The sequence below is a fragment of the Nostoc sp. NMS7 genome, assembly GCF_017115085.1.
GTDB lineage: Bacteria > Cyanobacteriota > Cyanobacteriia > Cyanobacteriales > Nostocaceae > Nostoc.
The window spans coordinates 1-24,405 of sequence record NZ_JABXKJ010000226.1 but is presented as its reverse complement, the minus strand read 5'-3'; the positions used below and the strand labels follow the sequence as shown (position 1 = coordinate 24,405).

Here is a 24,405-nt window from a genome sequence, read left to right as displayed (position 1 = left end):
TTGTTGTGCTACTTTTTCCGCACGCCGAGAAGTTACTTTTGAATACCGCAAAGTCATTTGAATCGTCTCGTGTTAGAGAGCAAAATAAAAGGCAAAAGAAGATTTTCTTTTGCCTTTTTACTTTTTACCTTTTAATAGAGACGTAAAATTTCAAGTCCCTATTCGTCGTCGAAATCATCTTCCTCGTCTTCCTCTTCTTCCTCAAAATCTTCCTCGTCTGGTAATTCATCGGCAATTAATTCATCTTCTTCCTCTAGAATTGACCTTTCTGCACGTCTGCTACCAAAACCAGATTCACCAAGAGTAGGAGAATCTAAATTATAGGTGCGAGCTGTGCGGTCATCTAAGACCATATCCAGGGGGTCATCAACTTCATCTAAGACACTACTGCTAATCTCAGCAGCATAATCATCGATCGCACCGGGTTCATCATAGGTATTGTACCCAGTACCAGCCGGAATCAATCGCCCGATAATCACGTTTTCCTTTAATCCGCGCAGCCAATCGGATTTGCCTTCGATAGCTGCTTCGGTAAGTACCCGTGTTGTCTCTTGGAAGGATGCGGCGGAAATAAAGCTGTCGGTGTTCAACGATGCTTTGGTGATCCCCAACAATACTGGGGTATACTGTGCCCTAGCACCGCCTGTAATTGCCATAGCTTCGTTCACCTGCTCAACTTGGCGCAGTTCTACCAATTCGCCGGGAAGCATTGTGGTGTCACCACCATCATCAATCCTGACTTTGTTGGTCATCTGGCGAACAATTACTTCAATGTGCTTATCAGAAATATCAATCCCCTGAGATTGATACACCATTTGCACTTCATTCACCAAAAATGTCTGTACCTTCTGCAAAGCATGGCTAGCACAAGCATAGATTCCGTCTTCGGAACCCAGGCTAAAGAAGATTTCCAAAATTTCGTGGGGGTTGGATGGCCCATCGGTCAACGGTTGTCCGGCTAATACAGTTGATCCATCTGGCACAATCAAATTTTGTCCTGGGCCTAGAGGATAATCTGTGACTACGCCATTTGATTCTACGACCTTGATGGCGATCGCTTCATCACCACCTTCGGCGTAAACTACCTTAACTTCACCTGCCCGCCGACATAAAATGCACGCTTCTTTCGGTTTACGAGCTTCTAGCAGTTCCTCAATCCGGGGCAAACCTTGAATAATATCTCCAGTTTTGGCGCGTTCAAACACCAACAACACCAAGTTATCACCCCGTTGTACCAAATCGCTGTCTTCGATCTGCAACACAGCACCAGGGCTGACTCGATAAGGGCGACCGATGCGGGTAGTAATAGCATAGTTCTGAGTTTGGAGTGAGGAATTAGGAGTTTCGGAATTAACTTCTAACTCCTCACTCTTAACTCCTAACTTTTTAACATCCACAACTTTCCCTGATTCTGGGGCAAAAACTCCCGGAGCAATTTCTGTACCTTCTACTAGCAAGTCACCGACTTTCACCTTAGGCTGAGTAGTAGTATTCGTGATCAGCCTGTCAATGTCGCGCAACACCAAGCAGCGACGCACGTTTTCGGTTCCTTTTTGGACGCCCCGCACTTCCCCCCCTTCTTTACACAAGATTTGAGTACGTGCGACCACAGAACCAGGGGAGATGGTTAACCCATCTTGTACCTCAAGTGTGGTCTCAGTGCTACCTTGGGTGGCATCGGCGGTAATGTCTCGACGAATTACCAAGGACTCCAAAATTACCAGTTGCAAGCGTTGAACTTCTGGGTTTTCAACATCCTGTACTAATTCAATATCTGCTGCTAGAGGCGAAGCATTGTGGTCTTGTTCCCCTTCTTGCTCAATTTCCAGTACTAGCTGGGTTCGCAGCAGTTCCACGCCTTCAACGGACTTGACCCGTTCCGAATCTTTGTAAGGTAGTCGCTGCACAGCCCGCAATTGAATCGACCGCCCGGTTTGTTGACTTATCGATGTAGTTGATGGCACATCTGGATTATCCGGTACGGCAAACTCGACTACCGGACGACTCAACAGGGCGTGACCTTCTGGTGTCTCCACATACTGGATATAGCGCAATTCCGTGGCGACGCTGCCTTGGAATTCCTCACCTGGTTGGATGAAGGTGTTATCTCGCCCGATAACTGATTCTCGATCGTCCACCATCAACAGTTCCCCTGGCTTCACCACAACTTCCCGCAGGATGTCGTTTTTCTGGGTCACTTCTACCACACCGCTGTTTTGGCAGAAAATATCTTTTACTACCTCAGTGCCAGCTTCCACAAACTGACCGTCTTCTACCAACAGCAAGGAGATATCTTTATTGACTTCGTGACTTTCTTCGGGAATCCACAAAAGGGTACCGCCCTGCACTACTTCATAACCCAGCTTGGCTTTGCCTTTTTTCTGGACTTCTACACCCGCGAATTTCAAAAATCCACCAGTGGTTGTGCGATAGTGGTCATCAATCAACTCAGCTACTACTTGACCATTTTGCACTTTTGTGCCTGGTGTAGCCCGGAGGTTAAATTCCTGGTTGTTGCCAGTGGAGACTAAGTAATTATTGCGACCTTGGGAACTTTGGACTGTTACTGTTGCCTGGTCTAAGACTACAGAAGCGGTGATAATCTCAATTTCTCTGGTACTCTTACCAGGGGTAGCTTCGGGCAAGCGCACCACACCGCCGTGCAAAGTGGTTAACTTGGTTTCTGCTAAAACTCCATTAGAGGCGATCGCATCACCATTTTTGACAATCAATTCTGCCCCAGGCGGCAAGTTGTAAACTTCCCCAGACAAAACCCAAATCAAGCCACCGCGTGCGGCTGTGGTTGTAGTATTACCCTGACGGTCGGTTTTTTGTTCTGGAACAACATCGGCAAATTGCACTTCCCCTGCCAAGTCAGAGGCGACATCTTTAACTGCTTTTTCTGTATTAGTCCGAGTTGTGCGTCCACCGAGGGCAACCTCTGCCAACAACTGACCTTGTTTTACCTGATTTCCATCAAATACATATAATGTTGAACCTTGAGTCAGATGAACCTCTTGGTTGTCTGGGATAACATCACCTACTTTTGTTGGTTCCAAAAGCAGGATACCATTAGCCTCAACATACAGGGCATCTTCCCCGTGGCGGGTACGATATGTTCTGGTCTTCAGTTTGCGGGGAAGCTTAACAGTTCCATCGATTTTAGAACGAACTTGTTGCGCCACTTCTCCAGTAAACACACCACCCGTGTGGAATGTCCGCATGGTTAACTGGGTGCCAGGTTCGCCGATACTTTGGGCGGCAATAATCCCCACAGCTTCGCCCAAGTCCACCATTTTGGCGTGTGCCAAACTCCAGCCGTAGCAGTGTTGACAGACAGAACGTGCGGCTTCACAAGTTAGGGGACTCCGCAGCACAACTTCTGCCACCCCAGATTTTTCAATTTTCTTCGCCAAGTCCTCAGAAACTGGGGAATTGCGTGGTGCAATTACTTCTTTTGTCACCGGATGCACCACATCTTCGCCAATTACCCGTCCCATCAAGCGGGTTGCTAGAGGAATTAAGGTTTTGGCACCTTCTGTCATTGGCCCGACGGTAAGACCTCTAGTCGTGCCGCAGTCAAATTCTCGAATAATCACATCCTGGGATACATCCACCAACCGGCGGGTGAGATAACCAGAGTCAGCCGTCCGCAAGGCAGTATCCACCAATCCTTTTCTGGCACCGTAAGACGAAATAATGTATTCCGTCACAGTTAGTCCTTCTCGGAAGTTGGTTTTGATGGGCAAATCGATAATTTCCCCTTGGGGATCTGCCATCAGTCCCCGCATCCCTACCAATTGCCGGACTTGGGAGATATTACCCCGTGCCCCGGAGAATGCCATCATGTATACGGAGTTCAGAGGATTAGTCTTCTTAAAGTGGACGACTACTTCATCTTTCAAGGCTTCACTCGTACCGTTCCAGGTATCGATTACCTTTTGGAAGCGTTCTACTTCGGTGATTTCTCCCCGTTGGTAACGGATTTCAGTAGCGCGAATTTCTTCTTCGGCTGCTTCTAGCAGCAATCGCTTAGTTGGTGGCACCATCAAGTCATCTACACTGATGGAAACCCCTGCTTTGGTAGCGTAGCGAAATCCCAAATCTTTGAGTTTGTCCGCCATCACTGCGGTTCGCGCCGTACCAAAATTCGTAAAAGCCCAAGAAATTAAATTTCTCAGTTGACCTTTGTCAACCACACGATTGCGAAAAATCATTTTTTCGTTAGTCATTAGTCATTAGTCCTGAGTCATTGGGAATAGAGAGTATGGGAGTAGGGAGTAGGGAATTCACCACTCCCCACTCACCGACCCCTTAACTTGCTAGTGCTTCCTGAATAGCATTGTTGTAAATAACGCGGCCAGGAGTTGTGTATATATACTGAGAAATTACATTGCCCTTAGCGTCTTGTCTGACTCGGCGGAACTTATAGAGTAATGTCCGGCTACCATCGTCGTTTTGTGTCACTTCCAGGGGTTCCGTATCCGGTTGGTCTGATTCTATTTCACCGTCAAACCGCACGTAAATATAGGCGTGCAAGTCAATTTGCTCTTGCTGGTAAGCCATAATTACGTCATCGAGCGAATAGAAGTACTTTCCTGCGCCTTTTGTCGCACCGGGATTTTCTGCTGTTAAGTAATAAGCCCCCAATACCATGTCTTGGCTGGGCGTAATGATGGGTTTCCCTGTGGCTGGCGACAAAATATTGTTAGAAGCCAACATCAACAACCGCGCTTCAGCCTGACTTTCTAACGACAGAGGGACGTGTACCGCCATTTGGTCGCCGTCAAAGTCGGCGTTAAACGCTGGACACACCAGAGGATGCAGTTGAATCGCTCTACCTTCTACTAAAATCGGTTCAAAAGACTGAATACCTAAGCGGTGCAGTGTCGGTGCCCGATTTAGCATCACCGGGTGTCCTTCAATCACCTCTTCCAACACATCCCATACACTGGGGTCATTACGCGATATCAGCTTTTTCGCAGCTTTGATGTTATTCACCATACCGCTACGAATCAGGCGGTTAATCACAAATGGTTGAAATAGCTCAATTGCCATTTCTCTAGGCAAACCGCACTGGTGAATTTTCAGCTTTGGACCGACCACAATTACAGAACGTCCAGAGTAATCAACCCGTTTACCTAACAAGTTTTGTCGGAAACGTCCTTGCTTACCCTCAATAATGTCGGACAAAGATTTCAGGGGTCGGTTATTTGCCCCTACCACAGTGCGTCCCCGACGACCATTGTCAATCAAAGCATCCACTGCTTCTTGCAGCATCCGCTTTTCGTTCCGCACAATAATCTCTGGTGCCAAAATTTCTTGCAAGCGTGCCAAACGATTATTGCGGTTAATTACCCGCCGATACAAATCATTTAAATCGCTGGTGGCAAAGCGTCCGCCATCTAGTTGCACCATTGGGCGCAAGTCGGGGGGAATCACCGGAATAACTGCCATTACCATCCACTCTGGCTTGGAACCAGTAGCAATGAAGTTGTCAATCACCCGCAGTCGCTTAATTAGCTTGGCTCTCTTTTGACCCTTAGCGTTGCCAATTTCTTCGCGTAGGCTTTCGGCTTCTTGCTCTAAATTAATATCGGCAAGCAAGCGCAACAGTGCTTCAGCACCAATACCTACCTCTACGCCTTGCAGCAGAGAATCTTCGCTATAAATTTGGTCTTCTATTTCCAACCACTGGTCTTCACTCAGTAGCTGTTTGTAACTTAAACTTTCGGCATTACCTGCACTCAAGACAACATAAGAGTTGAAATAGACAATCTGCTCAACATCCCGCAAGGGCATATCTAACAGGATGGAAATATAGCTAGGAATGCCTTTAAGATACCAGACGTGAGCTACTGGTGCTGCGAGTTTAATATAGCCCATGCGGTGGCGACGCACCCGTGACTCGGTAACTTCTACCCCACAGCGTTCACAGACAATACCTCTGTGACGAACTCTTTTATACTTCCCACAATGGCATTCCCAATCTTTCGCAGGACCAAAGATGCGCTCACAAAATAAGCCATCCATCTCTGGCTTGAGAGTTCGGTAATTAATCGTTTCTGGCTTGGTAACTTCACCGACTACCTGACCATTGGGCAATGTTCTCTCGCCCCACTGTCGAATGCGTTCAGGGGAAGCCAAGCCGATTTTTACGTAGTCAAACTGATTAGTTTGGGCAGGTCTCATATTTAGTCAATAGTCATTAGTCATTGGTCATTGGTCATTAGTCAATAGTCATTAGTCCTTTGCTAATGACTATTGACTATTGATTACTCATCTTCTTCCAACGATTCGCGGGAAAGAGATTCATAGGTGGGTCGAGGAGGTGTGCGACGGGCTGATTGGTCTGCCATCAAATCGACTTCCACATCTAGGGAACTGCCGTCGGCTTGGGTTTCTACTTTGTGTACGGCAATGTCTAACCCCAATGATTGCAACTCGCGCATTAGCACCTTAAAGGACTCTGGGGTTCCAGGTCGAGGAATTGCCTTACCTTTAACGATCGCATTTAACGCTTCATTCCTTCCTTGCATATCGTCAGATTTAACTGTGAGCAATTCCTGTAAGGTATAAGCTGCACCAAAGGCTTCCAATGCCCACACTTCCATTTCCCCGAACCTCTGACCACCTTGTTGGGCTTTACCACCCAAGGGTTGCTGAGTCACCAGTGAGTATGGCCCTGTAGAACGGGCGTGGATCTTATCGTCTACCAAATGCACCAGTTTCAGCATATAAGCCACACCGATAGTGATTGGTCGGTCAAAGGGTTCGCCTGTACGACCATCAAACACCATGATTTTGCCTGGATCATCTGGGTTATATACCCAGTCTTTCCCTGTTTCGTCTCGTGCTTCTTGCAATTTGCCATGCACGATTCGCCGGGATGACTCTTCACCGTACATTTCATCAAAGGGAGTAATCTTAAATCGCACTCCCAAGGTCTGACCAGCCCAACCCAAGAGGCACTCAAATACTTGTCCGACGTTCATCCGACTGGGTACGCCCAAGGGGTTGAGTACAATGTCCACTGGTGAACCATCGGGCAAATAAGGCATATCTTCTGCTGGCAATATCCGAGAAATAATCCCTTTATTACCGTGGCGTCCTGCCATTTTGTCACCAACTTGGATTTTGCGCTTTTGGGCAACATACACCCGGACTACCATATTGGCTCCTGGTGGTAGTTCATCGCCTTGTTCACGAGTAAATAAGCGCACATCAACTACACGACCTTTTTCACCATTTGGTACTCGCAGGGAATTGTCCCGCACATCCCGCGCTTTTTCACCGAAAATTGCACGCAACAGTTTTTCTTCTGGCGGTTGGTCAGATTCACCTTTGGGTGTAACTTTTCCTACCAAAATATCTCCCGCTTCTACCCACGCCCCAATGCGAATGATTCCCTGTTCATCCAACTGGCGCAAGGCATCTTCCCCGACGTTGGGAATTTCTCTGGTGATTTCTTCTGGTCCTAGTTTCGTCTGCCTAGCTTCAATTTCATATTTTTCAATGTGAATTGAGGTGTAGACATCATCCTGCACCAGTCTTTCAGAAATTAAAATTGCATCTTCGTAGTTGTAGCCTTCCCAAGGCATATAAGCAACTACAATATTTTGCCCCAGCGCCAATTCTCCGCCTTCGGTGGAGGAGCCATCAGCTAGCACCTGACCAGCAACAACACGCTCACCAATGCGGACGAGGGGTTTTTGATTTAAACAGGTGTCTTGGTTTGAGCGTTGGTACTTAGAAAGGGTGTATTTAATTTCGGCGGTGTTAGATTTAGGACGCACACGAATTTCTGTGGCATCCACGTATGTGACATCGCCATCGGTACGCGATACAACCACCATCCCAGAGTCTCTTGCTCCTTGCGCTTCCAAACCAGTACCCACCAGAGGGCGTTCTGGCTTGAGCAGGGGTACTGCTTGCCGTTGCATATTCGACCCCATCAGCGCTCGGTTAGCGTCATCATGCTCCAAGAAGGGAATCATACTGGTCGCTACTGACACAATCTGTACGGGAGATACTGCTACGTAGTCAACTTGCTCTGGCGTTGTAGTAGCCCAATCTTGGCGATAGCGCACTGGCACTTGTGGGCCTTTAATATAGCCATTTTCATCTAAGGGAATATCACCAGTAGCAGTACGCAGGTCGTCTTCTTCGTCGGCGGTCATATACACCGGAGCTACGTCAAATCGCACTCGTCCATTTTCTACCGGTCTAAATGGCGTTTCTAAGAAGCCATACTGGTTGACGCGGGCATGGGTTGCCAAGGAGCCAATCAAACCGGCGTTAGGTCCTTCTGGTGTCTCAATGGGGCAAATACGTCCGTAATGAGAAGGATGAATATCCCGGACAGCGAATCCGGCGCGTTCCCGGGTTAAACCACCAGGGCCAAGGGCGCTCAGGCGGCGTTTGTGGGTCAGTTCTGCTAGGGGATTGGTTTGATCCATGAACTGACTTAACTGGCTGGAACCAAAGAATTCTTTAATTGCTGCTACCAGTGGTTTGGGATTCACCAAGGAAGCAGGAGTCAGCACTTCGGCATCGGATACGGTCATCCGTTCCCGAATAATTCTCTCTAAGCGGTTTAAGCCCACCCGCACTTGGTTTTGCAGCAATTCACCGACGCTTCTCACTCGCCGATTGCCTAAATGGTCAATGTCATCGATATTACCAATATCATATTCTAGGTTGATCAGGTAATCCACGGCTGCCAAAATATCGCCAGCAGTCAGCACGCGCATTGTGTCTGGAACAGAAAGGCGCAATTTCTTGTTGAGCTTGTAGCGTCCGACGCGACCAAGGTCATAACGTTTCGGGTCAAAGAAACGAGAGTCTAAAAGCTGTTGTCCGCCTAATACTGTGGGTGGTTCACCAGGACGCAGTTTGCGATATAACTCCATCAGGGCTTCTTCTTCAGAGAATTGCCCTTCTTTTTCGATGGTTTTTTGGAAATATTCGGGGTGGCGTAAGGCATCAAAGATTTCGTTGTCTGATAAGCCTAAAGCTTTTAGGAGTACCTGCGCTGAGAGTTTGCGGGTTTTGTCAATGCGTACCCACACCAAATCGTTACGGTCTGTTTCAAATTTCAGCCATGCTCCCCGGTTGGGAATTAAGCTAGCTGAATAAGTGCGTCGCCCGTTTTTGTCTATTTCTGATTTGTAGTAAACCCCTGGCGATCGCACTATTTGGTTGACAATTACCCGCTCGGCTCCGTTAATAATAAATGTGCCGCGATCGGTCATCAAAGGCAAATCCCCAATAAATACCTCTTGCTCTTTGATTTCCCCTGTTTCTTTGTTAATCAGGCGTGTGGGAACATACATTTGCACGGCATAAGTACTATCCCGCCGTTTAGCTTCTTCGACGTTGTACTTTGGCTCCTTGAGTTTGTAGTTATGACCCAAAAAGTGCAGTTCTAGTTTGCCCGTATAATCTGTGATCGGACTAAAGGAGTTAAGTTCTTCTATCAGCCCTTCTTCCAAAAACCAGCGAAAGCTTGATCGCTGGATTTCAATCAAGTCGGGTAACAGAAAGGCCGGTTCCATATATGTTTCTTTAGTCATGCCTCTACCTTTGTCAACCTGGTTAAATTTTCCTTTGGACACTGCTGTTTAACGCTTCCCACTGCTAGCCAGTGTCCTTAGCTATTTGGGAACTTTTTGTTACACACTTGCTATTTACAGGTGTGGTCAAACGCAGCCATTAAAGCTGGCTGGAATGAGCAATTTTGACAAGGAGTTAATTGCCCCTAATCGGTGACTCAGAAGCCAAAAACCTACTATAGTCTTGATTCAAGAAGAATATACACTTGAGATATTCCTGAGTTTGATCTACTTTCCTCACTTCCCCTCCAAAAAGCGCGTTAATTTGCTGACGCAGCTCTACCGGGTGTGTCATTAAATCCACCCCGCTGTTTATACTCTCAGTGATATCCTAGATATCCTCAGACTGAGGGAATGATCCGTACCTTGTCGGATTGGAATCAGAATCACTTCATTTTGTTGAATTGTACTCACAAGGCAATTTTGTTTAACGATTTTGAATAGGTTCAATACACACCAAGCTGATGTTGTGCAAAAGTCTAGCTCAATTTGGGTTGGCACGGTTAGTGATATGTGGGGAGCATCCGTTTGTAGAGATTTGGAGGATGGCCAAGCCGATAACAGCACGCAAAATTCGGATGAGAAGTTTTAGGTTCCTTCCTTTATTATTATGGCGCAAGCAAAATCTTTTTGAGGGAATAATATTAGCATATTTTTGTCCCCCTAGAGTTTTATTTTTTTTAACACAACTTAACAAAACACACTACAGCACAGTTGATATTGACAGACCGAATAACTCACACGCATTTTGGGTGGTTTGATGGGCGATCGCCTCTACCGTTTCCTGACGCAGTTTAGCTACTTCCTCGGCGACATAAAGCACGTAGGCAGGCTCGTTGCGCTTCTCGCCCCGTTTCGGAACTGGAGCCAAGAAAGGACAGTCTGTTTCAATTAGCAGGCGATCGCTACTCACCATCGCCGCTGAGGATTGGATCGCTTTGGCGTTTTTGAACGTTACCGTCCCGCTAAAGCTAATATAGAAGCCTAAATCCAGAAACCATTGAGTTTCTTCTGGCGTTCCTCCCCAGCAATGCATCACACCCCGCACTCTTTCTCCTTTGAGTTCCCGCCATTTTTGCAACACTTCTCTGGTTGCTACAGCCGCATCGCGGCAGTGAATAATCACTGGTAAGTTTAGTTCAGATGCGATCGCTAACTGCGACTCGAACACCATGTACTGTTGCTCATAGTTATCAGCTTTGTAAAAATCCAGCCCCATTTCCCCAATTGCTACCACATTCGAGTCAGAACTCGCTAAAGTTTTGATTTTCTCGGCTGTCTCGCTATTCCATTTCTCAGCATCTAAAGGATGTAATCCCACAGCAAAGCTGATTTCGGGAAATTCTTGGGCTAGGGATTGAATACTAGAAAACTCCTCAGGGTGAACACAGGAATGTACTAAATGCACTACACCTGCTTCTTCCCACCGCGATCGCACTGCTGCTAAATCCGGCTGGAAACTATCAAAGTTGAGATGAACGTGTGTGTCTATCAGTTGCATTCTTTGTCCTTTGTTGTTTGTCCTTCGTCATTTGCCCCCGAAGTTCTCTACCCTCCGGGATGGCGTACCCTTTCTTTTAAGTAAGCTACGCGCAGCGTTTGGTAGAGAAGCCAGATACTTGCGAAATCCTTAGCGCAGCATCTCATAGAGAATAAACTGCGCTATCGCCGGAAACTGGCGCTCAGACTTCTCTCTTTAGTTTTGTGACCAATGACTAAGGAAAAATGACCAATGACTATTCAGCAGCTGTTTGAGTTAGGGGTTTTAGTTTATGAGCCAATCTCGACTTTTTCCTTGCCCCATTGTTGGGATGAAGCACACCCCGTTTAATCGCTTTATCGATTTTCCCGTAAGCCTCGGATAACCGAGCCTGCGCTTCTTCTTTTAATTCTGGGGTAGGATTAGCTGCATAGACAGCTACAGCATTAACGTATTTCTTCATCAGCGTCTTGACTGCTGATTTGTAAGCTTTATTACGCAGTCGGTTACGTTCTGCGATTTCGGCACGCTTGAGAGCAGACTTTGTATTCGCCACAGTCAATTCCAAAAATACTACTATTAATATGTACACACACTACTAGACTTACTAATATAGCATCCAAATTGCCAATGTTATAATTTCCTCAAAAAAATTCTTTCATCGGGGATTGGGTACTGGAGATTAGGGAAGAATTCAGTCCCTAGTCCCGGCTTCTTAATCCCCAGTCCTTAATTTTGTGTGTCGTCAATTTCGGAAATGCGTTAAAATAAGGTACATCAAATAAAATAGTAGCCCTAACTCACCACCTGGTTAAGCAATGTGATTGCCAATACAATCTGTCCCTAAAACAAATGTATCGTCAAAGGCAAGGAACTGTAAACAACTAAATTTCAGGTGTTTCAAAGTCCAGAACCGATATTATATCGTGTATGTACAGATGTTAACTACTAAAAGTTAGGAAAATAAGTAAAAATTCTACTCAGACCCTACCCTATGTACATCCAGGAGACTGGATGTGCAAAGAGACTAGGTGCACCAGAGCAAGGAGTGAGAATAAGGGCATAAGGGTAGTGGGAAATGGCACGCCCACTTCCTGCGGCTAGCCTGCCGAGGCTTGTTGGACTAAGCAATTAAGTCGCCTTCTCAAGCAAACAATGTGGTGGCAGCCTTGAGAGTATCAAAAAAATCCAGGTTAAGCTAGAGAAGAGAATTAGAGTCAGCTTCCACACCCAAGTTGGTCAAGAGCAATACTAAATCTCAGGTGTGAATATTATAATTTTGGCATTGTCCTTACTCCATGCTGCGAATCATTACTCAGCAGGCAGACGTCAGAGCAGAACTACAACGGATCTGCGATCGCACCCATGACGAACAGGTGCTTCACAAAGAAGCAACGGTGCGCGAAGTTTTGCAAGCAGTGAAGCGCCAAGGCGATAAAGCTGTATTGCATTACACAGCCGAATTTGACAAACAAACCCTCAAAGCAGAAGAACTCCGAGTTACAGGCTCAGAACTAGATGCAGCCTATCAGCAGGTGTCAAAGGAGTTGTTGGACGCAATTCGGCTAGCTTGTCGCCAAATTGAAGCGTTTCATCGTCAGCGAGTCCCGAAAAGCTGGGTACACTTTGGCGATGATGAAATAGTACTAGGCAAACGCTACACCCCCGTAGACCGAGCCGGGTTGTATGTGCCTGGTGGCCGCGCCGCCTATCCCAGTACAGTCCTGATGAATGCAATTCCGGCTCATGTTGCTGCTGTACCCCATGTGGTGATGGTGACACCACCAGGACTAGGGGGTGCAATTAATCCAGCAGTGTTGGTAGCTGCCCAAGAAGCAGGAGTACAAGAAATTTATCGCATTGGGGGCGCACAAGCGATCGCGGCTTTAGCGTATGGCACACAAACGATTCCGAAAGTAAATGTGATTACTGGGCCTGGTAACATTTATGTCACCCTAGCGAAAAAACTTGTCTATGGCACCGTCGGTATTGATTCTTTAGCAGGCCCCAGCGAAGTGCTGGTGATTGCCGATGAAACTGCAAATCCGGTGCATGTAGCTGCTGACTTGCTAGCCCAAGCCGAACACGATCCAATGGCGGCAGCGATTTTGCTGACGACAGATGCTGCTTTGGCGAAAAATGTACAATTAGCTTTGGAAAGACAGCTAGTGGATCACCCACGGCGAATAGACACAGAAAAAGCGATCGCTCACTACGGCTTGATTGTCGTTGTGGAATCCCTCCAAGCAGCAGCGGAATTTTCAAATGAATTTGCCCCCGAACATCTGGAATTAGAAATCAAAGACCCTTGGGCACTATTACCACAGATTCGCCATGCTGGGGCAATATTTTTGGGTTACTCCACACCAGAAGCTGTAGGGGACTATTTGGCAGGCCCTAACCATACCTTGCCAACTTCTGGTGCAGCCCGCTATGCTTCGGCATTAGGAGTTGAAACTTTCCTCAAACATTCGAGTATTATTCAATACTCCCAAACCGCACTGCAAAATGTGGCTGGTGCCATTGATGTGCTAGCAACAGCAGAGGGCTTACCTTCCCATGCTGATTCAGTACGACGCCGAATTCAGCAAGAAGAGTGATTTGGAATGCTTAATTTTTTCCTCTACTGTTGGCAAAAGTCACTCGATAGGTTCAGACTAAAAGTTTAGATGGCGACCGCGTGCCAGTTGGTATCCTGTCTTCAGCCGCGTTTTAGGCGTCCACAAGTCGGGCATTGCCGACGGCAGTTGCTCCAAAAGTCGGCATTCCCTAACGCCAGTTCTTTGGAGAGGGAAAGCCTGCCCAAAGAACTGGCAAAAAGTCTTCGACACCAGTTGCTACAATGCACTAGCGTCAAAGTGGGGTGAAACCAACCTATAGCACAGCCTCGAATATATAAACTAATCGGACTTATGCAAAACTACACGCACTTAGGGGCAATTTATGTAGACAGAGGCAGACCGCAGGGTATTGCCCCTACCTAAAAATCATTCTTTTGCGCTATTGTTTGCCTAAGTCCTGACTAAGTAGGCAGATGGAAAATTAATTTAGTGTAGCTGTCAACAAATTTTGCTAGATACTTATGTAAGGGGTCTACTTTTGAGGAGAGGAGAGCGGTGCTAAAGAATATTTTGGTAGCTCTAGACGGTTCGGAAATTTCAGAACGAGTAATTCAGACTTTAGATAATTTGGCGTTGTCAAAAGACTCCAAGGTTATTCTCTGCCATGTATTTCCCACACCAGAGTCAGAGATGGAACTACCCGCTGATACTCCTCAGCCAGAGTCCCCAATATTTTCTTATTTTCATATTGAAAAACAGCTGGAATTATATCAGCAAAACTTATCAGTCACAAGTGAGTTAGAACTGGTAACTGGTGATCCTGCCGAAGAGATTATTCGCCTTGCCAATATTTACAAAACCGACTTGATTATAATTGGCAGTCGGGGGTTAATTGGAATGAAGCGAATTGTCGAGGGTTCTGTTAGCAGTCAAGTTGTGGAAGAGGCTAATTGTTCAGTGTTAGTCGTCAAACCAACGTAAAAATTTCCAACCGAAGCAATGACTATAACCAGCCCAAAACTAACATTTAAGTTTATCAACAGTTGCCTACTAGCAACCGTTGATAGACTTTGTTAAGTTTATTGAAGAAAAGTATGTGGGTAACAATAAACGTATGCTAAAATAACTGCTATCAAACAAATAGCTAATAGCTATGGCAGGGTTAAGTAGATTAGCAGTTAAGATCGGCGAAAAAATAAGTTAACCTGCTGGAACAGGGTAGTTTATTTAAGAGCCTTTAGCTCAGTAAAGATGCGGTTAATCGTAGATTTACGTTTGTTGTTTCCCTTCTACTAAACCTCATAAATTTGCCTATTGCCCTAATAGGATAGTTAAACGGCTTACGCAAGAGCTGCACTAGTAGATCCACCAGATCCACCAGATCCACCAGATCCACCATTAATAGTGCCTCCATTAACAATAACAGTCCCAGAACCGCTATTGAGAATGCCAGCGCCACCAGCGCCGCCAGCGCCACTAGTAAGTTTAAGTATTAAGCTAATTAGAGACTTAATTAGAGAAACTTTAATGTGTCCCTTCTCTGAGTTCTTTTTGCCCCCAGAGAAATTTACTTCTTCGTTGGCGGTTAATGTAGTGAACAATGTGCTTTCCATAATCTGAGTTCGGGCTTGATTGTGGTAATTTAAGTCACGTCACTCCAAAGTAATAGATATAAACGTGAAAGAGTATATTTAGTAACTTGTTTGTGCCGTTAAAAGTATTATAAGGCTCTTGCTAAATAGGTCAATAGATTATTCTTTTAAAAAATAAAAATATATTACTCATCTTTCTGTTCAGCAAACATATTACATAGTTAGTATTTATACAAATTTAGTTAAATATGAGTTTTTAGTTATCAAAAAATCGCAGGCATGAATATATATTGATATAAACATGGCGATCTAAAAGCTAATTTTGTTTGTTAAAAATTCATAAGTTCAGCTTCTTGCGTATTAATACTGATAAATTAATCAAAATCCCCATAATTAAAGATATAATCAAGCAAATAAGGTAAAAGTTTTTATACCAGCTTTACTTAAATAAGCTTCTAAAACTCAAAACTGGGATTTTGCATTTTTTGAATAAGTATTTTTATTTACAATATGCTTTTTTTAAATTATTTTATACAATATTATTGAAAAATAGTATAAGTTATTTTAATAGAAAAGGGTTAATTCTGCTTAATTATTTATTAATTTCAAGAAAGCCCTACTATCTTGATTATACAAATTTTTTGCAAATAAATGAAGAAAGTGTAAAAGTTTAGAAGAAAATTATAAAAATTTGGTATTTATGTATTTATATTAAAATGCGCGATGCGGGTTTATAGTGAGTACCTCTCCAGTGAATAGTTGCTAGGAGTGGCACTTGGGTCATCTGGTCTAATATCTCATTAGATATTCTGATAGAGCCTGCATTCAAATCACGCGCCTCAGTTCTAACAATGTTGTTCCTAATTGCTCAGTACTGTAACGCTTCCCGGATGCGATTTAGTGTAAATTTGCGCCACCAGTGTTTGGCAATGGAAGTAAAACAAGCAGCTCCACGATCTTCTTCGCTATGTTTGACAAAACCCAAAAAAATAACAGGGTTTTATCCCTGCATGGTTAAAAAGTTGACCAATCGCCTAGTTGGATTATCATTCTCATAGACTTTCTAATCCGAAGAATAGACTTGCCAAAATCGATCTCAGTGAATGTGGTACACGTCTTCGCTTAGATGGTCGCTTTATTATTAGTGCAGGTGATCCATTTCCTCCATTTCCTCCAGGTGCTCCATTTCCTCCAGGAGATCCATTTAGTCCAGGTGCCCCGTTTTTTCCAGGAGCTCCATTTTTTCCAGGAGCTCCGTTTTTTATAACTGTAGTAGTAATGTTAACCTCACCACCAGAGAAGTTTGCTTCTTCGGTTTCATTTAGTGAGATAAAGATTGGGGATGTTTGAGTGCTTTCCATACTTCACCTAAGTTGCGAATTATCAGTTTTGAAATTTTGAAAAGCTGTTGTCACTTAAGATGACGAGAGCAAACACGCACCAAAATGCTTATATTCCATATCTCAACAGAGAAAATATGGCCAATTTTGGTATGTTTACCTGATTTGTCAAGTAGCAGGGCTTGTTTCTTTGCTGGACTACTTGAAGGGAACAGTTATGTTTAGAAAAAACCCTGCTGAACCTTATCGACGGTTGCTGGTAGGCAAGAGCAACGTTAAGTTTGTTTAAAGAAACTAGAACGCTAACAATAAACCTATGTTAATATCACTGCGATAAAGAAACAGCTAATGGCTGGTAGGATTAAGCCGATTAGCAATTCAGGCACGTACAAAAGTAGCTTAACCTGTGGCAACAAAGTAAATTATTTAAAACGTGACGCTTTATTTCTCTAAAGGTGCAGTTAATTAATCGTGTGTTGACGTTTATTGTTTCCCTTCTACTAAACCTCATAGGTTTGGCTATTGCCTATACAAAAACTACAACGGCTGGCGCACCATCTCCACCAGCTCCACCGGCTCCACCAGCTCCACCAGTAACAGTGCCTCCAGTAACAGAAACATTGCCCTTACCAGTATTTTGGATGCCAGCACCACCAGCACCACCAGCACCGCCAGCACCGCCAGCACCGCCAGCACCGCCAGCACCGCCAGTCAACTTATATGTATAGTTGTATGTCTTGGTGTAAGTACCGCCAGACAAATTGGCTTCTTCGTTGGGGCTTAATGCAGTAAACAATGTGTTTTGCATAATTTTAGTTCTCACTTGATTGTTTGGATTAAAGTTCCGTCACTCGAAAGTAATAGATATAAACATAAAGTGTATATTTAGTAACTTTTTTGTGCCGTTAAAAGTATTATACGACTCTTGCTCAAAGATCAGGCAACTAAGAGTTTAAGAAATATGTATTACACGTATTCATTCAAAGTATTACATAGTTATTCTTTATACTAGATTGATTAAAAATAATTTTTTGTTTATCAAAAAATCGCAGGTATAAATATATATTTATATAAATTTAGGGAGCTAAAAACTTAATTTTGTCCCAAATCTATAGATTAAGCTTATAACGTATTAATACTGATAAAGTGACAAAAATGCCCAAGAGTTTCGCTGTGGTTCATGAGTTTTAAATTTTGATGAATAAAGTCGATCTTCAACTAGTAAAAAAAGCCAAATACTCGGCAATATCCGGCAGAATCAGCTACAAAGAGCGCAAATTGATGCAATGCGACAGGCATCGCATCCCCAAAAGCATCACTAAAAAGCGCTAGATAAACTGATTGACTGTGGCTATGAAACAACAGTCAATCAGTTTATGTTAACTTTGTTGAAGAAAAGTAGATGGGTAGTAATAAACGTATGTTAGGATAAACGCGACAAACAAACAGCTAATGGCTCCTAGTATTAAGTCGATTAGCAATTTAAGTCACACGCAAAAATAATTTACCCTGTTGACGCAGGTTAATTAATTGAGACGTGAACTTTTATCCCTGTAAAGACGGGATTATTCGTGTATTTACGTTTATTTTTTACCTTCTACCTTCTAGATAACGAAAATTGGATAAACAGTATAAACACCATCGCCACCAGTTGCGTCGCCACCATTGCCTTGAACGCCGTTGCCACCAATGGCACCGCCGCCTTGTCCAACAGTTGAGTTTTTAATCTCGTTCTTCTTGCCCTTTCCGCCAGAGAGGTTGGCTTCTTCAATGGTGGTTAGTTCGCTAAACAATGTGCTTTGCATGATTTTAGTTCTCACTTGATTGTTGGGATTAAAGTTAGGTCACTCCAAACTAATAGATATAAGCGTAAACTGTATATCTTGTAACTTTTTTGTGTCCATAGAAAGTATTGTACTGCTTTTGCTAAATAAATCAAGCAACTAATTGTTTAAGAAATATCTATTACACATCTTCAGTAAAGATGTTATATAGTATAGATGTATACAAATTTAATTAGAAATAAGTTTGAATTTATCAAAAAATCGTAGGTATCAATATATATCGATATAAGTATGGCGATCTAAAAGCTTTATTTAGTCGAAAAATGTATAAATTAAGCTTATTAAGTATTGATCCTGAGAAATCAAACAAAATACCCAGAGTTAAACATAATCATCAAACAAATCAAACAAATCAAACAAATTTTTTATACCAGTTGTGCTTAAATACATTTACAAAACTTCAAACTGTAATTGTAATTTTTGAACAAGTATTTTTACATAAAAATTTTGCTTATGAGTTTTTTTTATACACCATTATGTTTAAGATATATAATTTATTGTAATAGAAAAACTCCTAATTTTGCTTAATTATTGATTAGTTTGAAAAAGTTTTATTCTACGCAACACAATTTTTTTGAAAGTAAATAAATTATAGATAAAATTATAGATAAAATTATAAAGATTTGATGTTCGTAATAAAACACGCTATTGGAAGTCCCTAATAAAAGCAAAAGCGATCGCTTTCACTCTCCAGAGTGAAAACGCCAAATTATGGGAGTTTTGCAAAAAAGCTTATTTAAAGAGAAGACGGCAATATCCGGCAGAATTAGTTAGAACAAGTGCAAATCGATGGACAACTCAAAGCTTTAAAAGAACAGCAGCGCTTGTTTCCCTATTGGACTACTCAAAGGTGAACAGTATGTTTAGGGAAAAGGGCTGCTGAAACTTATCGACGGTTGCTCGTGGGCAACGTCAATGTTAGGTTTTTTGAAGAAAAGTAAGCGGGTAGTAATAAACGTATGTTAGGATAACTGCGATAAAGAAATAGCTAATTAACCATTAGCTATTAAGCCACACGCAAAAGTAATTTCACCTATGTCAACAGCGTAAATTGCTTAAAACGTGAAGTTTTATCCGAGTAAAGACGCGATTAATCGTGTCTTTACGTTTATTATGTCCCTTCTACTAAACCTCATAGTTTTGCCTGCTTTTCTAAATTAGTTAAAAGTAGGGTTAGCTGCCGAAGATGAAGTAGATGTTTTTGCTATAGTCATATACGATACCATTCCCACCAGAGCCATTACCGCCGCTGCCGAAGATACTATTGCCTCCTACTGCATTGCCGCCTTGGCCAATAGTGTTTTTGCTATAGTCATATACGATACCATTCCCACCAGAGCCATTACCGCCGCTGCCGAAGATACTATTGCCTCCTACTGCATTGCCGCCTTGGCCAATAGTGGCATCTTTAACCACGTTCTTCGTTTTCTTTCCGCCAGAAAGCTTGGTTTCTTCAATGGTGGTTAGTTCGGTAAATAGTGTGCTTTGCATGTTTTTAGTTCTCACTTGATTGTTGGGATTTAGATAACGTCAGACCAAACTCATGAATGCAAAAAGCATATTTATGAGTTTTTCTCCGCCGTTAGGAACATTATATAAGTGAAACTAGCTAGATAAAAAAATTATTTTTTTAACAAAGAAATATTATGAGTGCTTGAAAAACATACTACTGAGCTAATAATTATACTATTTTTTTGAAAAAGGATGAATTTTATCTCTGTGAAGTAAAATTTATAATTTTAATTTTATACATAACACATGGATATATATTAAGTATCGCTGAATGCGAGTTTGTTTTTTATACTAAATAAACAATTAAGTAAGTCGGCGTTGAAAAATCAATCTATGTGATGAAATGTAAAATCAGCCAACAGCTTATAAATCAGTGATTCCAGAGTTTTTACAAAACTAAACATACATGGGTTTTATCGTGCCGACCTACTTATCATGCGTATTAATACTAACGATGATCTGCAAGGCATCTTAATAAATAGCAGAGATTAAATAGTATTTTTATACCTTTTAACCTTGCTTAACTACTTATTAAGTAGAAGAGAAAATGACAAAGTAGTAGCTTGCTTCCCGCAAGGTAACTCAACACCAAAAAACCTTAACGGATTTGTCGGCTGATTGAGAAGACACATAGAGACAAGGAAAATCCCCCTTGTCCCTACGTTCAGTCGATTCAACCCTCTTGAGTTGCCAAAAACTGACGCAAGCTCAACAAACTCAAAGTTTGACCCAAATTTAAGGGCAAAAGTGAAACTCCTTCCAAGCGGGATTGTACCCAACCTTCTCCCCAGTACCATTCGTGGAACCCGTCAATGCCTCCGCTGAGTACTAAGCGGAGGCAGTTGGATTTCACAACGTCTACTTGATGATGAATCGCAACTGGCCCAGTCCAGGTAGTAAACTGGAATCCGGGAAGCAGTTCTTCTGGCATTCCTGGCGCAAAGCGTTGCCCTAAGAGCCATTTTTCTAGTTGCACCGGATGCAGCAGACTGTCACGAATTGCATCTGTTGGTGCTTCAATTTCGATTCGCAGTTGACTTTGTTGAAAATTACCCAGCATTTTTCTAGGATTACCTAAAGGTGAGACATCGCTATTTCTAATATTGCAAATACAATCACTGATTATTAGCGCGTCACTTTTCTACCAGCAGAGAACTTAGAATAGAAAAAGTGAACTTGTTAAGAAATGTAAGGTTATTCATGGCGGATCAGTTAATTCGTGCAACAGCAGCCGAAGGTGGAATTCGTGCCATAGGTGTGATCACCACACGTTTAACAGAAGAAGCACGGGGACGCCATAAGCTTTCCTATGTGGCAACGGCAGCACTAGGTCGGACTATGGCAGCAGGCTTGTTAATGGCTTCTAGTATGAAGCGAACTGGGTCGAGGGTGAATGTGCGAGTCAAGGGCGATGGGCCTTTGGGTGGGATATTGGTAGATGCAGGCTTAGATGGCACGGTACGCGGATATGTCGGGAATCCATCTGTGGAATTGCCTCCCAATGCCAAAGGTAAGCTTGACGTTGGTGGTGCGGTGGGTAACGGCTACCTCTACGTTGTCCGGGATATCGGTTATGGTTATCCCTACTCTAGTACTGTTGAACTAGTTTCTGGGGAAATTGGCGATGATGTGGCTCATTATCTGCTGAATTCCGAACAAACACCTTCAGCTTTAGTTTTAGGTGTCTTCGTGGGAGCAGGTGGAGTAACGGCGGCTGGCGGATTATTGCTACAAATATTACCCAAAGCTGCCAGAGACGAAGCTTTAGTAGAAAGGTTGGAATCACGGGTTGCTGGTCTTGCAGGATTTACGCCATTGCTGCAAGCTGGGAAGACTTTGACTGAAATCTTAGGCGACTTGCTGGGAGATATGGGGCTGGCAATCTTTCCCGAACGGCAAATGCTGCGCTTCCACTGTGGTTGTTCTTTCGATCGCGTTTTGGGGGCACTGAAGATTTTGGGAGAAGCCGAACTGCAAGATATGATTATCAAAGATGATGGCGCTGAAGCAACTTGCGAGTTTTGCGGCACTGTTTACCAGGCAAATAGCGATCAGTTAGCTCAACTCATTGCCGATTTGCAAGCTGAATCTATCGTTTCGGAATAAAGTATAAAATGGCACTGATTTTTTAGATTGTTAATGGTATTTTGGGGAGAGAGATAATCAAAAAAGTAGCTTTTTAATCACGAGAAAGTTACTATGGCAGCAATGGAATTATCAAGCTAAAACAGAGCGCTATTCAATTATTTTGGTGTGAGAGATGACAGAGCGGGATATTCCAGACAGTTGGTCTTCAGCCAGTGGAAGAGAGCCAGATCAAAACACAAGATTATCCCGAACAGAAGAATTCGGTGAAACTCAACCATTTGATGTTCCAGCTACTGGTTCTACCTCCAAGTCAGTGAAGCGGCGAAAAAAAAACGATCCGGATCGCAAAGCGTCCGGTAGTGAAGGATTACATATAAATAGTCATTCAGAAGAAACTGCTCAACTCAGTAAAAGTTCTGGGAAATGGCCACGCTGGATGAAAAGCTGGACGTTGTGGCTAGTATTACTAATGTTGATTCCCGGCAGTGTCGGATTATTGGCAGTGGCAATGCTGCTGAAGTTGCCAACTGCCCCTAATTGCCCATCGATTTTCTGGCCTCTAGCTAGTGCTTCTGTGCGGCTACACTGCGCTCAGTTAGCGGCTTCTAAAGAGACAGTGAACGACTTATTGCAAGCGATCGCTCTGGTGAAGCAACTACCACAAAATCACCCGTTGCATGGAGAAATTGACCGTTTCATCGAAGACTGGTCACGGGATATTTTAAAGTTAGCTGATCAAAGTTTCCAAACTGGGAATTTAGAGGAAGCGATCGCAACAGCTGAGAAAATCCCCCAAGACGTGGTTGCTTATAAATTAGTTGATGAACAAATTGGCAAATGGCAGTCGATTTGGTCAAAGGCAGAAGCTACATACAATGGTGCGATCGCCGAAGTAAAGGAACGGCACTGGCAATCGGCATTCATGTTATCCGCGAAAATGCTGCGCGTAGACAACCAGTACTGGGCGAGTATTAAATACGACCAATTGAATCTTCTAATTGCCAGAGCGCGGGAAGATGGCGATAAGTTAGGCAAAGCTGAAAACTTAGCAAGTAGTAAAGTAGTTGATAATTTACTAGAAGCGATCAAGTTAGCGGAGTCGATTGGGCAGGAAAGTTATATTTACCAAAAAGCTCAGTCAGCGATTCCCGAATTTGGACGCAAAATGCTGGAATTGGCACAGGCAAAACTAGACAACCGGGATGCGGATGAGGCGCTGAATATTGCCAGACAAATACCGGAAAGTGCAAAACTACAAGCCGAAACAGATGACTTTCTCGCCATAGCTGACGCGAAAAGGAGTGCTTGGATCGGGAATGTTTCTGGTTTAGAGGCTGCGATCGCCCAAGCACAACAAATTGATCCTTCCAGACCAGTGTATAACGAAGCACAGCAACTCATTGCTCGTTGGCAGTTGGAAATTGAAGATGTTGCCAATTTAGAAAAAGCGAGAATATTGGCTAGTCAGGGAACAGTCCCTAATTTAACAGCAGCGATCGCCCAAGTGGAACTCATCCCTGCTAGTAACCCCAGAGCCACAGAAGCTAGGCAAGAGATGAGTCGCTGGCGTGCCCAAGTGGAGACAATTGAAGACCAGCCTTACTTAGACCGCGCCGACCAGATAGCGGTATTTGAGGATATTAACTCCTTGCAAGCTGCGATCGCTCAGGCCAGCGAAATCCGTAGAGGTCGTGCATTATATCCAGAAGCCCAGAAAAAAGTTCGGACTTGGGTAGGAAAGATTCAGCGAATTCAAGACCAGCCCTACTTGGATCAGGCACAAGAACTGGCTCAGAGTGGAAATCTCACCGCCGCCATTGCCGCAGCTCAACAAATTGCCTCGTCGGGAAGGGCGCTTTCTGGGGAAGCACAAGCTGCGATAAATGATTGGGAAGGTCAAATCCGCACCAAAGAAAACTGGAGAAAAGCCCAGGAAGTGGGGGCGACTGGTACACCAGAAGCCTTAGTTGAGGCAATACGACTGGCAGATCGGGTTTCAAACAATAGCATCTTACGTATGGATGCGAATCAGGCTATTGACCAGTGGAGTCAGCAATTGTTAGAAATAGCACGTTCTCAAGGTCAGTCTGATATTGCCAGAGGGATTGACATTGCCAAATCGATTCCACGCGGTAGTGCTGCTTACAGTCCGGCGCAAGAGCAAATTAAGGCTTGGCAGCAATTTCTCAATCCTCAACCCTCGCCTCAGCCTCAGCTTGAGTCTCCACAATTGCCACCATCAACGACTACTAATGGGCAGTAATATACAGCAGTTTTCATTTAATTGAACTACACATATTGTAGGGGCACAGCAATGCTCATTGGTGTCAACTTAAGTTAAAAGATGTAATCTAGGAGCATTGAAGCAGATGTT

Annotated in this window: 15 protein-coding genes; 4 read left to right on the top strand and 11 right to left on the bottom strand. The window is 43.7% G+C overall.

What is annotated here, in order from left to right:
- Positions 1-158: 158 nt before the first annotated feature.
- The 5 genes from HWQ38_RS27780 to rpsT form a co-directional block, all read right to left on the bottom strand.
- The gene (locus tag HWQ38_RS27780; RefSeq protein WP_292800318.1) at positions 159-4,232 is read right to left on the bottom strand and encodes a DNA-directed RNA polymerase subunit beta''; all 4,074 of its coding nucleotides are present in this window, start codon (positions 4,230-4,232) and stop codon (positions 159-161) included.
- Positions 4,233-4,314: 82 nt separating this feature from the next.
- On the bottom strand, positions 4,315-6,192 hold the full coding sequence (locus tag HWQ38_RS27775; protein ID WP_292800315.1) for a DNA-directed RNA polymerase subunit gamma: 1,878 nt from the start codon (positions 6,190-6,192) through the stop codon (positions 4,315-4,317).
- A gap of 83 nt (positions 6,193-6,275) precedes the next feature.
- On the bottom strand, positions 6,276-9,575 hold the full coding sequence (gene rpoB, locus HWQ38_RS27770) for a DNA-directed RNA polymerase subunit beta (protein ID WP_292800312.1): 3,300 nt from the start codon (positions 9,573-9,575) through the stop codon (positions 6,276-6,278).
- A 742-nt stretch (positions 9,576-10,317) separates the two neighbouring features.
- Positions 10,318-11,115 (bottom strand): TatD family hydrolase, encoded by a 798-nt coding sequence (locus HWQ38_RS27765; RefSeq protein WP_292800309.1) that lies wholly within the window; start codon positions 11,113-11,115, stop codon positions 10,318-10,320.
- Positions 11,116-11,350: 235 nt separating this feature from the next.
- Positions 11,351-11,650, bottom strand: coding sequence for a 30S ribosomal protein S20 (gene rpsT, locus HWQ38_RS27760; RefSeq protein WP_292800306.1), 300 nt, complete (start codon positions 11,648-11,650; stop codon positions 11,351-11,353).
- A 742-nt stretch (positions 11,651-12,392) separates the two neighbouring features.
- Between rpsT and hisD the strand changes: the two genes are divergently transcribed.
- On the top strand, positions 12,393-13,694 hold the full coding sequence (gene hisD / locus HWQ38_RS27755) for a histidinol dehydrogenase (RefSeq protein ID WP_292800303.1): 1,302 nt from the start codon (positions 12,393-12,395) through the stop codon (positions 13,692-13,694).
- A 516-nt stretch (positions 13,695-14,210) separates the two neighbouring features.
- Positions 14,211-14,636, top strand: coding sequence for a universal stress protein (locus tag HWQ38_RS27750; RefSeq protein WP_292800301.1), 426 nt, complete (start codon positions 14,211-14,213; stop codon positions 14,634-14,636).
- Between the two features lie 359 nt (positions 14,637-14,995).
- Here HWQ38_RS27750 and HWQ38_RS27745 read toward each other — a convergent pair whose 3' ends face one another.
- From HWQ38_RS27745 to HWQ38_RS27720, 6 genes are all read right to left on the bottom strand, one after another.
- Positions 14,996-15,268, bottom strand: a complete 273-nt coding sequence (locus tag HWQ38_RS27745) for a hypothetical protein (RefSeq protein ID WP_292800299.1) — start codon at positions 15,266-15,268, stop codon at positions 14,996-14,998.
- Positions 15,269-16,299: 1,031 nt separating this feature from the next.
- Positions 16,300-16,608, bottom strand: a complete 309-nt coding sequence (locus HWQ38_RS27740) for a hypothetical protein (RefSeq protein ID WP_292800296.1) — start codon at positions 16,606-16,608, stop codon at positions 16,300-16,302.
- Positions 16,609-17,113: 505 nt separating this feature from the next.
- Complete coding sequence (locus HWQ38_RS27735) at positions 17,114-17,395, bottom strand: hypothetical protein (protein ID WP_292800293.1); 282 nt, start codon at positions 17,393-17,395, stop codon at positions 17,114-17,116.
- 796 nt (positions 17,396-18,191) lie between these two features.
- Positions 18,192-18,392, bottom strand: a complete 201-nt coding sequence (locus HWQ38_RS27730) for a hypothetical protein (RefSeq protein WP_292800290.1) — start codon at positions 18,390-18,392, stop codon at positions 18,192-18,194.
- A gap of 1,212 nt (positions 18,393-19,604) precedes the next feature.
- The gene (locus tag HWQ38_RS27725) at positions 19,605-19,922 is read right to left on the bottom strand and encodes a hypothetical protein (protein ID WP_292800288.1); all 318 of its coding nucleotides are present in this window, start codon (positions 19,920-19,922) and stop codon (positions 19,605-19,607) included.
- Positions 19,923-20,616: 694 nt separating this feature from the next.
- Complete coding sequence (locus HWQ38_RS27720) at positions 20,617-21,003, bottom strand: hypothetical protein (protein ID WP_292800285.1); 387 nt, start codon at positions 21,001-21,003, stop codon at positions 20,617-20,619.
- Positions 21,004-21,143: 140 nt separating this feature from the next.
- On the opposite strand from HWQ38_RS27720, the gene hslO reads away from it, so the two are divergent.
- Positions 21,144-22,049, top strand: coding sequence for an Hsp33 family molecular chaperone HslO (gene hslO, locus HWQ38_RS27715; protein WP_292800282.1), 906 nt, complete (start codon positions 21,144-21,146; stop codon positions 22,047-22,049).
- A gap of 154 nt (positions 22,050-22,203) precedes the next feature.
- Entirely contained in the window at positions 22,204-24,294 is a 2,091-nt protein-coding gene (locus HWQ38_RS27710) for a chromosome segregation ATPase (protein ID WP_292800279.1), read from the top strand.
- The last annotated feature ends 111 nt before the right edge of the window (positions 24,295-24,405 follow it).

Excerpts from the sequence above, each read along its gene's own strand:
- HWQ38_RS27780 (WP_292800318.1), bottom strand. The coding sequence starts at position 4,232 with ATGACTAACGAAAAAATGATTTTTCGCAATCGTGTGGTTGACAAAGGT.
- HWQ38_RS27775 (WP_292800315.1), bottom strand. The coding sequence starts at position 6,192 with ATGAGACCTGCCCAAACTAATCAGTTTGACTACGTAAAAATCGGCTTG.
- rpoB (WP_292800312.1), bottom strand. The coding sequence starts at position 9,575 with ATGACTAAAGAAACATATATGGAACCGGCCTTTCTGTTACCCGACTTG.
- HWQ38_RS27765 (WP_292800309.1), bottom strand. The coding sequence starts at position 11,115 with ATGCAACTGATAGACACACACGTTCATCTCAACTTTGATAGTTTCCAG.
- hisD (WP_292800303.1), top strand. The coding sequence starts at position 12,393 with ATGCTGCGAATCATTACTCAGCAGGCAGACGTCAGAGCAGAACTACAA.
- HWQ38_RS27745 (WP_292800299.1), bottom strand. The coding sequence starts at position 15,268 with ATGGAAAGCACATTGTTCACTACATTAACCGCCAACGAAGAAGTAAAT.
- HWQ38_RS27740 (WP_292800296.1), bottom strand. The coding sequence starts at position 16,608 with ATGGAAAGCACTCAAACATCCCCAATCTTTATCTCACTAAATGAAACC.
- HWQ38_RS27735 (WP_292800293.1), bottom strand. The coding sequence starts at position 17,395 with ATGCAAAACACATTGTTTACTGCATTAAGCCCCAACGAAGAAGCCAAT.
- HWQ38_RS27730 (WP_292800290.1), bottom strand. The coding sequence starts at position 18,392 with ATGCAAAGCACATTGTTTAGCGAACTAACCACCATTGAAGAAGCCAAC.
- HWQ38_RS27725 (WP_292800288.1), bottom strand. The coding sequence starts at position 19,922 with ATGCAAAGCACACTATTTACCGAACTAACCACCATTGAAGAAACCAAG.
- HWQ38_RS27720 (WP_292800285.1), bottom strand. The coding sequence starts at position 21,003 with ATGCTGGGTAATTTTCAACAAAGTCAACTGCGAATCGAAATTGAAGCA.
- hslO (WP_292800282.1), top strand. The coding sequence starts at position 21,144 with ATGGCGGATCAGTTAATTCGTGCAACAGCAGCCGAAGGTGGAATTCGT.
- HWQ38_RS27710 (WP_292800279.1), top strand. The coding sequence starts at position 22,204 with ATGACAGAGCGGGATATTCCAGACAGTTGGTCTTCAGCCAGTGGAAGA.